14 protein-coding genes are annotated in these 13,993 nt (G+C 67.5%); 5 read left to right on the forward strand and 9 right to left on the reverse strand.

What is annotated here, in order from left to right:
- Positions 1-12 precede the first annotated feature (12 nt).
- Positions 13-960 carry a DNA polymerase ligase N-terminal domain-containing protein gene (locus AB0B64_RS18765; RefSeq protein ID WP_357949934.1) on the forward strand — a complete coding sequence of 316 codons (948 nt, stop codon included), beginning with the start codon at positions 13-15 and terminating at the stop codon, positions 958-960.
- On the opposite strand, the gene AB0B64_RS18770 is transcribed toward AB0B64_RS18765, so the two are convergent.
- Complete coding sequence (locus AB0B64_RS18770) at positions 947-2,122, reverse strand: C45 family peptidase (RefSeq protein ID WP_358178623.1); 1,176 nt, start codon at positions 2,120-2,122, stop codon at positions 947-949. The genes AB0B64_RS18765 and AB0B64_RS18770 overlap by 14 nt on opposite strands.
- 739 nt (positions 2,123-2,861) lie before the next feature.
- Here AB0B64_RS18770 and AB0B64_RS18775 point away from each other — a divergent pair.
- The 4 genes from AB0B64_RS18775 (at position 2,862) to AB0B64_RS18790 (ending at position 6,056) form a co-directional block, all read left to right on the forward strand.
- Positions 2,862-3,458 (forward strand): hypothetical protein, encoded by a 597-nt coding sequence (locus tag AB0B64_RS18775; RefSeq protein ID WP_358178625.1) that lies wholly within the window; start codon positions 2,862-2,864, stop codon positions 3,456-3,458.
- 10 nt (positions 3,459-3,468) lie between these two features.
- Entirely contained in the window at positions 3,469-4,215 is a 747-nt protein-coding gene (locus tag AB0B64_RS18780; protein WP_358178627.1) for a hypothetical protein, read from the forward strand.
- A 237-nt stretch (positions 4,216-4,452) separates the two neighbouring features.
- Entirely contained in the window at positions 4,453-5,097 is a 645-nt protein-coding gene (locus AB0B64_RS18785) for a hypothetical protein (RefSeq protein WP_358178629.1), read from the forward strand.
- A gap of 539 nt (positions 5,098-5,636) precedes the next feature.
- Positions 5,637-6,056, forward strand: a complete 420-nt coding sequence (locus AB0B64_RS18790) for a GNAT family N-acetyltransferase (RefSeq protein ID WP_357949918.1) — start codon at positions 5,637-5,639, stop codon at positions 6,054-6,056.
- Between the two features lie 143 nt (positions 6,057-6,199).
- On the opposite strand, the gene AB0B64_RS18795 is transcribed toward AB0B64_RS18790, so the two are convergent.
- The 8 genes from AB0B64_RS18795 to AB0B64_RS18830 form a co-directional block, all read right to left on the reverse strand.
- Positions 6,200-7,156: an aldo/keto reductase gene (locus tag AB0B64_RS18795; RefSeq protein WP_357949916.1), complete on the reverse strand. Its 957-nt coding sequence runs from the start codon at positions 7,154-7,156 to the stop codon at positions 6,200-6,202.
- On the reverse strand, positions 7,153-7,458 hold the full coding sequence (locus AB0B64_RS18800) for an L-rhamnose mutarotase (RefSeq protein ID WP_357949913.1): 306 nt from the start codon (positions 7,456-7,458) through the stop codon (positions 7,153-7,155). The genes AB0B64_RS18795 and AB0B64_RS18800 overlap by 4 nt, the downstream gene beginning before the upstream one ends.
- A complete protein-coding gene (locus AB0B64_RS18805) occupies positions 7,458-8,450 on the reverse strand; it encodes an ABC transporter permease (protein WP_357949910.1) in 993 nt (330 codons plus the stop codon). Before AB0B64_RS18805 ends, AB0B64_RS18800 begins: the two co-directional genes overlap by 1 nt.
- Positions 8,447-9,898: a sugar ABC transporter ATP-binding protein gene (locus tag AB0B64_RS18810; RefSeq protein WP_357949908.1), complete on the reverse strand. Its 1,452-nt coding sequence runs from the start codon at positions 9,896-9,898 to the stop codon at positions 8,447-8,449. Before AB0B64_RS18810 ends, AB0B64_RS18805 begins: the two co-directional genes overlap by 4 nt.
- A 29-nt stretch (positions 9,899-9,927) precedes the next feature.
- Positions 9,928-10,953 (reverse strand): sugar ABC transporter substrate-binding protein, encoded by a 1,026-nt coding sequence (locus tag AB0B64_RS18815; protein WP_357949905.1) that lies wholly within the window; start codon positions 10,951-10,953, stop codon positions 9,928-9,930.
- A gap of 74 nt (positions 10,954-11,027) precedes the next feature.
- Entirely contained in the window at positions 11,028-11,762 is a 735-nt protein-coding gene (locus tag AB0B64_RS18820) for an SDR family oxidoreductase (protein WP_357949902.1), read from the reverse strand.
- Positions 11,759-13,069, reverse strand: coding sequence for an L-fuconate dehydratase (locus AB0B64_RS18825; protein ID WP_357949899.1), 1,311 nt, complete (start codon positions 13,067-13,069; stop codon positions 11,759-11,761). The genes AB0B64_RS18820 and AB0B64_RS18825 overlap by 4 nt, the downstream gene beginning before the upstream one ends.
- Positions 13,066-13,911, reverse strand: coding sequence for a fumarylacetoacetate hydrolase family protein (locus tag AB0B64_RS18830; RefSeq protein ID WP_357949897.1), 846 nt, complete (start codon positions 13,909-13,911; stop codon positions 13,066-13,068). The genes AB0B64_RS18825 and AB0B64_RS18830 overlap by 4 nt, the downstream gene beginning before the upstream one ends.
- Between the last annotated feature and the right edge of the window lie 82 nt (positions 13,912-13,993).

Consider the following 13,993-nt stretch of genomic DNA (forward strand, 5'->3'; position numbering starts at 1 on the left):
AGATACCCCGACGTGGCCGACAAACTGGAGAAATATCGCAGTAAACGCGACGCCAGCCGTACCCCCGAGCCCGTCCCCGACACGGCCCCCGAGTCGGGCGACGGGGCGGCGTTCGTGATCCAAGAGCACCACGCCCGCGCCCTGCACTGGGACCTGCGACTGGAGCGCGACGGCGTGCTCGCCTCCTGGGCGATCCCCAAGGGCCTGCCGGCCGACCCACGCGTCAATCACCTGGCCGTACGGACCGAGGACCATCCGATGGAATACCTCGACTTCCACGGCGAGATCCCCAAGGGCGAATACGGCGGCGGCACGATGACGGTCTGGGACCGCGGCACGTACGAGACCGAGAAGTGGTCCGACCGCGAGGTCAAGGTCGTGCTGCACGGCTCGCGAGCCGCAGGACGGTTCGTGCTGTTCCCGACGAACGGCAAGAACTGGATGATCCACCGCATGGACCCGCCCTCCCGCGACCCCCTGCCCCCGCTCGACCCGATGCTCCCGGTCGAACGGACCCGGCTGCCACGTGACGTGGCCGACTACGCGTTCGAGTTCGCGTGGGGCGGGGAGCGCGTGCTGGTGGCGATCGACGGCGGGCGTACGGAGGCGGCGCGGCGCTATCCCTGGCTGCGCCCGCTCGCGGCGTCGTTCGGCAGCCGCACGGCGGTGCTGGACGGCGAGGTGGTCACGATGGCGGGCACGGAGGTCCTGGTCTGCTATGACCTCCTTTACGACGACGGCCACTCCCTGGTCGCGCTGCCGTACACGACCCGCCGCGCGGCCTTGGAAGCGCTCAAGCCGGCCTCCGCCCGCTGGCAGACCGCCCCCGCGTGGCCGGGCCAGGCCAAGCCGGTACGGCAGGCGGCCCGCGAGCAGGGGCTGCCCGGCGTGATCGCCAAGCGCCTCGACTCCCCCTACGAGCCGGGGGCGTCGAAGTCCTGGCTCTTCATTCCCGCCTAGCCCCGACCGACTCCTCCGGTATCGCGTGCAGGGCGGGCACGGCGTCCTGGGTGAAGACGTCGTCCAGGCGCCAGCGCGCGTAGCGGTGCTCACAGGGCGGCCCGCTCGCGATGGACAGCACACGCTCATCAAGATCCATCACGATCGAGTACACCGTCGTGGACAGATCGGCCTCCGCGACGTCCGGATCACGGTGGCGGCAGATGCCGTCAGGGAAGGAGAAGTGGTCGCGCAGCGCCGCCACGATGTCCTCGACGGTCACCGCCCGTACGCGCGCCGCGTCCTCCAGCAGATGCCGCATCCGCGCGGGCCGCAACAGCGTCAGAGCCGAGGCCGCCACCTTCTCATCATGCAGCGGAAGCGGGCACTGGAAGTGGTTGGAGTGGGCCAGCAGGCCGTCCTCCGGCAGCAGGTGCCCGAACACCCCGGGCGCCACCTCAAGGTCGATCGCCTCACCTCCGGCGTCGGCGATGAGCACGTTCCCCGAGGAGACGCGGGGCACGTTGAGCGTCCTGCGCAAGGCGGTGCTGATCCGCGGCGAGTTCAGCACCCCGCGCAGCAGATAGTGGTACGGCACGCCCTCGCCGCCGGTGTCCAGGTCGGAGACGAGCAGGTTGGCGCAGACCCCGAGGCCCGCCGAGTTCAGGCCGCTCTTGGCCAGCATGCCCGCCTCGGCCAGCGTGAGCACCGAGAAGCCCTCAGTGTCGCGGGTCGCCAGCAGGAACGTGACGGGTCCCTGCTCGGGGTTCCAGTCCCAGTTCTGCGCGAGCAGGGTGTGGCCGTCGCGCGTGTACTGCGGCAACACCGCCACCGAGGTGCAGCCCTCGTCGTGGTAGCCGGTCCCGTAGAGCAGCTCGGTACGCGCGTTGAGCGCCGTGATGTGCTCGACCCGCCGGCCCGCACCCTCGGCCAGGCCCTCCAGCATCTCCGCGATCGTACGGTCGTAACCCTGAGCCACAGCGAGATAGGTGGCACCCCAGCGCAGCACGTCGGCGTCCGACAGGCCCACGTCGTCACGGAACCTGCGCAGGTACGTCTCCAGGCTCCGCTCGACGAGTTCGCTGGTCCTGCGGCCGATCTCGGCCCCCATCTCACGAGGCGTCCCCTCGACGGCGACGAGCGGCGGGCCGGCTGCCGGGTTGGGTTGACCGTATTCGATCATGTTTCCTCCAGTCGTCGAAGAACGCTGCGCACCTAGAAGCTGCCCTGGTTGAGCGGCCCCATTACCGGTCGGCCCATACCGGAGATACGGACGGCAACCGTTTGCGCCTCAGCGGGACAGGCACCGCACCGAAGGGAGCGGAGCCTTGTGCAGCGTCCGTCGAGATCTTGGCGGGGTCAATGCGCGGGCGACCGATGCGGGCGCCCAGGCTGTGGGTGAGCCAGGGCGAGCAGGCCGTCGCGTGCGCCTGCGCCTGTTCTGCTCGTGCGCCCTGCAGCCTGATGCTGCGCGGCAATACCTGCTGGGCACGCGCACGTCACCCCATTTCGCCCGAGACGGCAGGGCTGGTCGACTGTGCGCTCGACAACGCCGTTGGGGCCATGTGACCCACGCACCGCCTGCTCATCCGCCGCTCGCTCGGCAACCCCGCGACCTGGCTTTCTACCTGTATCACACGCCGCGACCGGTGCCGTTACAACGGAAGAGGAATGGAAGAGGAACGGAAGAACGGCGTCGTAGCGTCTTTCTGTCCGGGGCTGTAGCCATGTCTTCTGCGCAATGAGTTGAAGTATGTGAAACATCGGGTCGTCGGCGTTTGCGAACGATATCAGTGCGGCGCTGTACGTGTTTCATGCCCATGTATAAAGCGGTACATCAAGCGCCCATGACTTCGTGAAGGAGAAGAGTGTCAGTATTCAGTCGCGGGCCCGTTCGACGACGGGTTACCGGTGTGGTCGCGATGGCCCTCGTGCCGTTGACGGTGGCGGTCGGGGTGGCCTGGGCCGCCGTCACCGACAACATGTTCCCGACCGAAAGCACCGGCAGTAGCTGCGTGGTCAGCACGGGCAGCCATCCACCATGCCAGACCGACAATCGCGAGGTCTATTTCTACATGGACAGCAGCGGCGAATACAAGCTGGAGTCGGAGGACCGGTCAACGGTCAACGCCGCCATTGACGGAGAGTACCGGCCCACGGATCTGGCCTTCCACTACGACTCGTCGCCGGTGTTCGAGGGGAGCGCGGAGACCGACATCATCTACCAGGAGGGCTCGACCGGCCTCCCGGACAGTGCGGCCGGTAGGACGTGGTGCAATGGGGTCAGTAGCACGCATTACAAATGCGACCAGCAGTACATTCGCATCCGAGGCAACGGGCGTTACACCTACGCGAGAGTTTGCCATGAGACCGGACACGCCGTCGGCCTGCAGCACGGCGACTACTCCACACCCATGCTCAGCAAGACCGATTCCCGCCTCGGCTGTCTGGTGACCCCTTCCACCGACCATAACGATCTTGGCTCCAATAACCGGGAGAACATCAATGCCACTTATTAGGAGGGCCCCGGTGAAGCGTCTTACGTATATCGCAACCGGTATCGGGCTCGCCGCGGCTCTCGCCGTCGCGGGAGTCGCCACTGTGAATGCCGCCGACGTCGCGCCCGCGCCGCGCCGGGTCGTGATGGCCGACGGAGACGACCGCCTGCCCAGCATCACGGCCGCGGACTGGGTGACGTACGCCGACCATGTGGTCGTCGTCAGCGCCGCCTCCGAGGAGACGATCCCGCCCGCCCAGATCGAGATCGAGCGAGGGGAAGGATTGATCGGGCGGAAGGTGAAGCTGGAGGTCAAGAAAGTGCTGTGGTCGCGGGAGGACGCGGCCCAGCCGGCCCCGAAGGAGTGGGAGTACAACGCGTCCGGTTGGACCTTCACCGAGGGGAACCTGAACAGTCCGACCGCGACGGCTATATACGATCGGCCGCGCATCGAACCCGGGCACCAGTACATCCTGGCCATCACCTGGGAAGGGCAGCACTGCGCCGAGGGCGACACCCCGGAGCCCGCAAAGTGGATGGGGCTCGGCGAGGGTTCGGAGCTGCCCTTCGACGGCGACATCATCGGCCAGGGCGAGGAGGAGGGCCACGCGCAGAGCGCCGCCGAGGCACGCACGCTGGCGGCCGACGCCGGTCCGAACGCCGGACTGGAAGAGGAAATGGCAGGCAACAGCGCGGACGCCCTCGCCGCCAAGCTGAAGGCGACCCAGCCTGGGGAAAGACAGCAGTTCGAACCGCCTCCGACGGCCACCTGCGGCTGAGCATCGGGTTGCCCTCTGCTCGAGGGCTTCTGGAAAGAGGCCTCCCCCAAACCAGTTGGAACAGGCTACCGGCGAGGCCGATAAAGGCTGACCCTGAGTCGTACGGTGCCGCCCATTGCGCGGCACCGTACGTGTTTCATGCCCATGCGTGACCTCGCCGTCCTTCCATACTCATGTGCCATGTGGCACGTGTGCCGGGCGGTACACGTCGTGTTTCATGACTTCCGAAGGAGAAGAATGTCAGCATTCAGTCGCGGGCCCGCTCGACGACGGATTACCGGCGTGATCGCGATGGCTCTCGTGCCGTTGATGGTGGCGGTCGGGGTGGCCTGGGCCGCTGTCACCGACAACATGTTCCCGACCGAAAGCACCGGTAGTAGCTGCGTGCTCAGCATGGGCCATCCGCCATGCCAGACCGACAATCGCGAGGTCTATTTCTACATGGACAGCAGCGGCGAATACAAGCTGGAGTCGGAGGACCGGTCAACGGTCAACGCCGCCATTGACGGAGAGTACCGGCCCACGGATCTGGCCTTCCACTACGACTCGTCGCCGGTGTTCGAGGGGAGCGCGGAGACCGACATCATCTACCAGGAGGGCTCGACAAGCGTTCCGGACAGTGCAGATGGTATGACGTGGTGCAATGCGCGCGGCGGAGCGCATTACAAATGCGACCAGCAGTACATTCGCATCCGAGGCAACGGAAATTACACCTATGGGCTGGTCTGCCATGAGACCGGACACGCTGTCGGCCTGCAGCACGGCGACTACTCCACACCCATGCTCAACAAGACCGATTCCCGCCTCGGCTGTATGACGACTCCCGTCAAGAGCAACGATCTTGGCTCCAATAACCGGGAGAACATCGATGGCACTTATTAGGAGGGCCGCGGTGAAGCGTCTTACGTATCTCGCAACCGGTATCGGGCTTGCCACCAGGGCCGAAGCGTTCGCATGACGCGGTTGAGCGGCACCCCCGGGTACGCATGACAAACGCGACCCCTGATGATCGTCGGCTGTCTACACCAGTCGATCAAGAACAGGGGCCGCATTCGCGTGCCATCGTCCCCGATCGACGTGCTCGCCCGCCATCTGGAGCACGTCGCCGCGCGCCCGTGCCGGCTTACCCGGCACCCCGGATCATGGTCGGCCTCCGCAACCTGGATTTGTGGCGTTCCCGGACCTGATGGTCATCGACGAGATCCAGCGAGTCCCCGACCTGCTGCTTGCCATCAAGTCCCAAGTCGACCGGGATCCGCGGCCGGGCCGCTATCTCTTGACCGTCTCGTGCTCTATACCGGCGACCAGACCTACTCGTTCGGCGACCGGATGCGGGCGATGCCGGTGAGCGCGTTGTGGGAGATCGGCTAGGCGATACTCGGGGGATGCAGATTTCCGAAATATCGCCTGATAGTGAGTCGGTGGGGCCTCGGTTGCTGGCGGTTCAGCATGCCGCGTACGCGGTCGAGGCGAAGATCATCGAGGATGACCGGATTCCCCCGTTGAGTGAGACGCTCGATGAGCTGCGGGCGCGGCCGTTGCGGTGGGTGGGGGCGTTCGACGAGGACGAGTTGTTGGTGGGTGCCGTCGCGTGGAGCGAGGCGGTAGATGAGGTGGACATCGACCGGTTGGTGGTCGATCCCGCGGCGCATCGGCGAGGAGTGGGACGGGCGCTCGTCGAGGAGGTCATGAGCCGGGCGGGTGGCCGCAGGATCGTGGTGTCCACCGGCCGGGCCAACGCGCCGGCCAGGAAGCTGTACGAGCGGCTGGGGTTCGAGGGGCTCGACGAGGTGGAGGTGATCCCGGGGCTGTGGATCGCCAACTACGCCTACGGCGGCTGAACCAACTACCGCCTACGGGCCGCTAGGCCAGCTACGTCCCCGATGGCTGAACCGGCCACGTCTGCCGCAGTTGCGAGCGACGTGGCCGGGACGTTCAGCGATCCACGGTAGGCCGGTCGCGAGAGCGAAGCCGGTCTCGAGAGCTAGGCCGGTCGCGACAGGAGGCCCTCGGCCTCCAGTTCCGACCACAGGTTGTCGGGCACCGGACGCTCCCAGAGCGCCGCGTTGCTCGCCACCTCCTCCGGCGACCGGGCCCCGATGACGATCGAGGCCACCGCCGAGTGCCGGAGCGGAAAGGCCATGGCCGCCTGCGGGAGCGGCACGTCGTACCTCTCGCAGACCTTGGCGATCCGTCTGGCGCGGTCGAGCACCTCGGCGGGAGCGGGCTCGTAGTTGTAGGTGCCCCCAGGGGCGGAGGTGGCCAGCAGGCCGCTGTTGAAGACGCCCGCCGCGAGCACGCGCACGCCCCGGTCGGCGCAGGCGTCGAGCAGCGGGAGCCCCGACTGGTCGATCAGCGTGTAGCGGCCGGCCAGCATGACCACGTCGATGTCGGTCTCCTGGACGAAGCGCAGCGGCACCTGCCACTGGTTCATGCCGACGCCGATCGCGCCGATCACGCCCTGCGAGCGGAGCTCGGCCAGCGCCGGGTACGCCTCGCTGATGGCCTGGTCGGCGTGGGCGTCCGGGTCGTGGATCAGGGCGATGTCGACGCGGTCCAGGCCGAGCCGGGCCAGCGACTCCTCCAGAGATCTCCGTACGCCGTCGCCCGAGAAGTCCCAGACGCGCTCGAAAGCGGCCGGTACGTCGAAGCCCTGCTCGTCACGACCGCCCATGGTGGAGGGGACCAGCAGGCGGCCGACCTTGGTCGAGAGCACGTAGCCCTCGCGCCCGGCGAGTGCGGCGCCGAGGCGGCGTTCGGACAGGCCGACCCCGTAGTGCGGGGCCGTGTCGAACAGCCGCACGCCATGAGACCAGGCGGCGTCCACGGTCGCGCGGGCCTGCTCGTCGCTGACCGCCTCATAGAGGCCGGCGATCGGCGCCGCTCCGAAGCCGTGGCGGGGCAGTTCGATCATGTCGTTCTCCAGGTCAGCATTCGTCACGTCATTTCCCAGACCAGCGCGAGCCCGCCGGCGCCCTTGTCGAAGTCGCCGTCGAGCAGCCGGTTCATCTGGACCTGCCACGCCTGGTCGGCGGGATCGTCCTTGAGCGCCGCCTGCAGCGCGGCGTAGTCGTCGACCTCGACGAAGTGGAACAGGTCGAGTCCGTCGCGGAAGATGCGCCAGGAGTGCACGCCGTTGGCCCGCATGACCGCCTCCAGTTCGGCGGGGATGCTCGCGTGCTCCCGGTCGTAGGTCTCCTCGTAACCGGGTTTGAGCCTGGTACGCAGTGCGATGCGTTCCATCAGTCCTGGGCCTTTCCGCCGGCGATCCGGCTGATGATGAGTGCGATCAGGATGATGCACCCATAGACGACCGGCTGCCAGAAACCGGAGACGCCCTTGAGAGTGAGGATGTTCTGGACCAGGCCGATCACCAGCACGCCGGTGAGCGCACCGAGGATCGTGCCCTTGCCGCCGTCCATGCTGACGCCGCCGATGACGGCCGCGGCGAACACCATGAAGATCCAGCCCACGCCCTGGTTGGAGCCGATGGCGCCGAGCCGTCCGGTCTCCAGGACGCCGGCGAGTGCCGCGAGCGTACCGCCGAGGATGAACACTCCCCACAGCACCCGGTCCACCCGGATGCCCGCCGCCCGCGCCGCGTCGGCGTTGCCGCCGATCGCGTAGAGCGAGCGCCCGAGCCGGAAGTAGCCGAGCCCGACGATGCCCGCCGCGAACAGTACGGCCGCGATCCAGATCGCCGCCGGCAGGCCGAGCCAGATGGCGCTGCCCAGGTAGAGGATGGAGTCGGGCAGCTCGAACAGCGTCTTGCCCTCGGTCGGGCCCAGCTGCAGGCCGTGCACGATGATCAGCATGGCCAGCGTGACGATGAACGCCGACAGCTGAAACTTGATGATCAGGAACCCGTTGAACACCCCGATCGCCGCCCCGATCAGCAGGCAGAGCGGGATCACCAACGGCCCGGGCAGGCCGAGCCCGAACCCACCGGCCGACGCCGGGATCACCAGCATCACCGCGATCGCCGGAGCCATGCCGACCGTCGACTCCAGCGACAGGTCGAACTTGCCGGCGATCAGGATCAGCGCCTCGGCCAGCACCAGCAGTGAGATCGACGCCTGCTGCTGGAGTACGTTCGTCAGGTTGCCGACCGATAAGAAGATCGGGTCCAGGAACGCGCCCACGATGAGCAGGATCAGGATCACCGGCACCAGCGTGAGGTCCCGGAACCTGGCGAGCCGCACCCGGGGGGCCGGCGCAGACAGTGTGGTTGTCACTCTTCAATGCCTTCCATCACGGCTACGAGCTCATGGTCGGTCCACCCACGCGGCACGTCTTTCACGACCCTGCCGTGGAACATCACCAGCACCCGGTCGCAGATGCGCAGGTCGTCGAGCTCGTCGGAGACCAGTACGGCTCCCGCTCCCCGCTCGACCGCGTCCTCGACGGCGCCGAGCAGGGCCTGTTTGGCCTTGACGTCGACGCCCGCGGTTGGGTTGATCACCACCAGCGCGGACGGGTCGTCGACCAGCGCCCGCGCGAACACCACCTTCTGCGCGTTTCCTCCAGACAGATCACCGACGGGCTGGTCGGGCCCTTCGGTCTTGATGTCCAGATCCTCGATCAGTCGCAAGGCCTTGTTCCGGCGTCTCGTCGGTGAGATGAGGCCGTACCTGCCGAGCTTGCGGGCGATCGGAAGCGTGCCGTTCTCCCCCACCGAGAGCAGCGGGACGAAGCCCTCGCGGTTGCGGTCCTCCGGCACGAAGCCGAGGCCCGCCCCCAGGGCGGCCGGTACGTCGCCCGGCCTGACCTGGGTGCCGTTGACCGTGACGGTGCCCGAGTCGGGTTTGCGCAGGCCGACCAGGGTTTCGGCCAGGCCGACCTTGCCGCTGCTGCCGGATCCGGCCAGCCCGACCACCTCGCCGCTCCTGACCGCCAGGTCGACGGCCTGGAAGCGGCCGGCCAGCGACAGTCTCTCGGCCGACAGGACCACGTCGCCGTTCGCGGCGCCGCGGGTCCTGGCCTCGTACGCCGCCGTGGCCTCGCCCGTCATCGCCGCCACCAGCTCGTCGTGCGGCAGCTCGGCGACCGATCTGGTCATGACATGCCGGGCGTCGCGGAAGACGGTGACGCTCTGGCAGATCTCGTACACCTCATCGAGATGGTGGGAGATGTACATCATCGTCACGCCCTGCTCGCGCAGCGCCCGCATGCGGGTGAACAGCCGCTCGATGGCCGGACCGTCCAGCCGGGCCGTCGGCTCGTCGAGGATGATGAACCGCGCGCCGAACGACAGCGCGCGGGCGATCTCCACGAGCTGCCGCTGTTCGACGTTCAGGTCGCCGGCGAGTGCCTCCGCGTCCACCTCCACCTCGTACGTGGCGAGCAGTTCGCGGGCCTTCGCCCGGAGTGTCCGCCAGCTGATCATGCCGCCGGTGGTCTGGCGGTTGAGGAACAGGTTCTCGGCGACGGTCAGCGCCGGAATGATCGTCGACTTCTGGTACACGCAGGCGACCCGCTGCCGCCAGGCGTCGCGGTCCGCGAGGGCGGGCGCCGCCTCTCCCGAGAACCGCACCTCGCCCTCGTCCGGCCGCTGAAGCCCGGTGAGAATCGACACCAGGGTGGACTTTCCGGCGCCGTTCCTGCCGACGAGCGCGTGGGTCTCCCCCTCGGCGATCGCGATGCCCGCGCCGTTCAGCGCCGTGGTGGGGCCAAAGCGCTTCACGACATTTCGGGCTTCAACATGATTTTTCATTACTTGACCTGGTTGCCCCAGAGGTTCTTGTCGTCCACATTGTCCTTGGTGACGAGCGGGGCGGGAAGCTGGTCCTCCAGGCCGTTCGGCAGCTGGATGATCGTGCTGTCGTGGTCGGTCGGTCCCGGCTTGAAGGTCTTGCCGTCGATCGCCGCCTTGGCGTAGAAGAGGGCGTACTTCGCGTACAGGTCAGCGGGCTGCGACACCGTGGCGTCGATGTCGCCCTTGCGGATCGCCTCGAACTCCTGCGGGATGCCGTCGTTCGAGACCACGAATACGTGCTTGGGATCGGTCGGCGGGACGAGCAGGCCCTTCTGCTTCAGCACCTGCAGCGTCGGGGCCAGGTGCACACCACCGGCATGCATATAGATGCCCTTGATGTCCGGGTTCTGCTCCAGCCTGGTCTGCAGCATGGACGCGGCCTTGCTGCCCTCCCACTCGGTCGGCTCCTCGAAGACCGTGATCCCGGGGAACTTCGTCTTCATGCACTCCCGGAACGCCTCAGCCCGGTCGCGCCCGTTGATCGAGCTCAGGGAGCCCATCAGCTGGACGACCTTGCCCTTGCCGCCCAGCTTCTCGCCCAAGAACTCGCAGGCTTTCGTGCCGTACGCCCGGTTGTCGGCGCGTACGACCATGTAGACCTGACCCTTGTCCGGCCGGGTGTCGACGGTCACGACGGGGATCTTCTTGTTCGCCAGCGTCTGGAGGGTCGTGGCGATCGCGCCGGTGTCCTGGGGCGCCATCACGATCGCCTTGGCCCCTTGGCCGATCAGCGCCTGAACGTTGTTGACCAGCTTGGTCACGTCGTTCTGCGAGTTCGTCGCGGGCATCAGGTCGACCTTGAGCTCGCCGGCCATCTGCGGGACGTACTTGATGTAGGAGTTCCAGAAGTCGGAGTCGGCGCGCGGGTGGTCGATGCCGACCTTCCCGCCGCCGCCTCCTCCGGCTGCTGTCTGACCTCCGGAACCGCACGCGGTGATGACCGCCAAGAGGGCCGCGCCTGCGGCTAAAGGACCGAACTTCATGGTGGGGGGGTTACCTTCCTCGAATGCCTCTGCTTGACCGGCCCTCGACTGGGCTTGGCTGTCCGTCGACTCGTTCAGTTGACCGGCCGGAGCCGTAGTCCCTGCATGCCGCCGTCGACCGCGAGCGAGGTGCCGGTCGTCGCGCCGGCCTCGGGCCCGGCCAGGTAGGCGATCGCCGCGGCCACCTCCTGCGCGCTGACCAGGCGGCCCATCGGCTGCCTGGCGTTCAGCGCCTGCCTCTCCGCCACCGGGTCGTCGGCCGCGTCGAGCAGCCGGCCGACCCACGGGGTGTCCGCTGTGCCGGGGTTGACGCAGTTGACCCTGATGCCCTCCCGTACGTGATCCGCCGCCATCGCCAGCGTGAGCGACAGCACCGCACCCTTGGTCGCGCTGTAGAGCGCCCGGTTCGGCAGGCCCGCGGTGGCCGCGATCGAGCACGTGTTGACCACCGCCGCGTGCTCCGACTGCCTGAGGTACGGCAACGCCGCCCGGGTCACCCGGACCATGCCGAACACGTTGACGTCGAACGCCTTCTGCCACTCGCTGTCGGGGTTGTCGGCGACCGTACCCTGCGCCCCGATGCCCGCGTTGTTGACCACGATGTCGATACCGCCGAGCCGCTCGGCCGCTTCGGCCACGGCCGCGCGTACGCCGGCGTCGTCCGTGACGTCCACCTTGATGCCGATGAACGGATCACCGGGCGGGTTGATGTCGAAACAGGCGACCTTCATGCCGCGCTCGGCGAGCAACGTGGCCGTGGCGAGGCCGATACCGGCTCCGCCGCCCGTGACAATCGCTTTAAGACTCATGCGTCCCTCCAGACCTCGCCGCCGGGGAAAGTGTGGGCGGCGATCGATTCAGGGTGCATCGCCGCGCTGAAGCCCGGCGCGCTGGGGGCGGCGTACCGGCCGCCTTCGATGACCACGGGGTCGACGAAATGCTCGTGCAGGTGGTCGACGTACTCGATCACCCGGTTTTCCATCGTGCCGGTCACGGCCACGTAGTCGAACATCGACAGGTGCTGCACCAGCTCGCACAGCCCCACGCCGCCGGCGTGCGGACAGACGGGGATGCCGAACCTGGCCGCGAGCAGCAGAATCGCGATGTTCTCGTTAACACCGCCGACCCGAGCAGAGTCCAGTTGCAGGTACGAGATCGCGCCCGCTTGCAGGAGCTGCTTGAACACGATCCGGTTCTGCACGTGTTCGCCGGTGGCCACCGGGATGGGCTTGATCCCCGCGGCGATGGCGGCGTGGCCGAGCACGTCGTCGGGACTGGTCGGCTCCTCCACCCAGTGCGGGTTGAACTGCTTTAGAGCGTTCACCCAGTCGATGGCCGCGCCCACGTCCCAGCGCTGGTTGGCGTCGATCGCGATGGGGAAGTCGGCCCCGCACACCTCGCGGGCCACCCGGAAACGTCGGATGTCGTCGTCGAGATCGGCGCCCACCTTGAGCTTGATCTGGCCGAAGCCCGCGTCGAGCGCCTCCTTGCACAGCCGGCGCAGCTTGTCGTCGTCGTAGCCGAGCCAGCCCGGGGAGGTGGTGTAGGCGGGATACCCCTCGCGCTTGATGTCCTCGACCCGCTGCGCCTTCCCCTTTTCCGCCTTTTTCAGGATTTCTAGGGCTTGTTCGGGCGTCAGGGCGTCGCTCAGGTACCGGAAGTCGATGAGATCGACGATCTCCTCGGGGGTCATCTCGGACAGCAGCAACCAGAGCGGCTTGCCCGCCCGCTTCGCCTTCAGATCCCACAGCGCGTTGACCACGGCGGAGATCGCCATGTGCATGACGCCCTTCTCGGGGCCCAGCCAGCGCAGCTGCGAGTCGTAGACCATCTCCTTGTAGAGGGCGCCCAGGTCCTCGACGTCCCTGCCGATCACGTACGACTCGAGGGCGCTGATCGCCGCGGTCTGTACGTCGTTGCCGCGCCCGATGGTGAACGCGAACCCGTGCCCGTCGTAGCCGTCATCGGTTTTGAGAACCACGTAGGCGGCGGAGTAGTCGGGGTCGGGGTTCATGGCATCGGAGCCGTCCAGCTCCCGGGAGGTGGGGAAACGGATGTCGTGCGTCTCCAACTCCACGATCCGGTAGCTGCTCTTCTGTCCGTCGGGAGTCGTCATGCCTGGCCCACTGTCTGGCGCTGGCGGCCGAGTCCCTCGATCTCCAGCTCCATCACGTCACCCGCGCGCAGGTACGGCTGGCCGGGCATCCCCATGGCGACGCCGGCCGGAGTGCCGGTGTTGATCACATCTCCCGGATCGAGCACCATGAACTGGCTCAGGTACCGGACGATCTCCGCCACATCGAAGATCATGTTCTTGGTGACGCCGTCCTGGCGCACCTCGCCGTTCACCGACAGCCGCATGGTCAGGTTCTGCGGGTCGGCCACCTCATCGGCGGTCACCAGCCAAGGCCCGAGCGGATTGAACGTCTCGCACGACTTGCCCTTGTCCCACTGGCCACCCCGCTCCAGCTGGAACTCCCGCTCAGAGACATCGTTGGCCACCGCGTACCCCGCGATGACGTCGAGCGCCTCTTCCCGGCTGCCCAGGTAGCGGGCCCGCTTACCGATGATGACGGCCAGCTCCACCTCCCAGTCAGTCTTCAGACTGTTGCGCGGTACGAGCACCTCGTCGTAGGGGCCCACCATGGTGTTGGTGGCCTTCATGAACACGACCGGCTCCGCCGGCACCTCCGCGCCGGACTCGGCCGCGTGGTCGCTGTAGTTCAGCCCGATACAGACGATCTTGCCTGGTCGCGCGACCGGAGCGCCCACGCGCAGCCCCTCGGCCGCGATCACGGGCAGCGCGTCGCGCTCGAGCGCGTCGCGGACGCGCGCCACTCCCCCGGAAGCGAGGAAAGCCCCATCGATCTCGGGCTCTCCGATGTCGCGCAGGTTACCGGCGCCGTCCATCACCACCGGACGCTCCTGGCCGACGGGTCCTACTCGCAGCAGCTTCACACCGCATCCTTAAGTTATACATCGGATGTATCTAGCATGATGCTGGTCGGCCTGGGTAGGGCCTGTCAAGCCTCCACGCGCG

It is taken from the genome of Nonomuraea sp. NPDC049129 (assembly GCF_040648495.1).
Taxonomy (GTDB): Bacteria; Actinomycetota; Actinomycetes; order Streptosporangiales; family Streptosporangiaceae; genus Nonomuraea.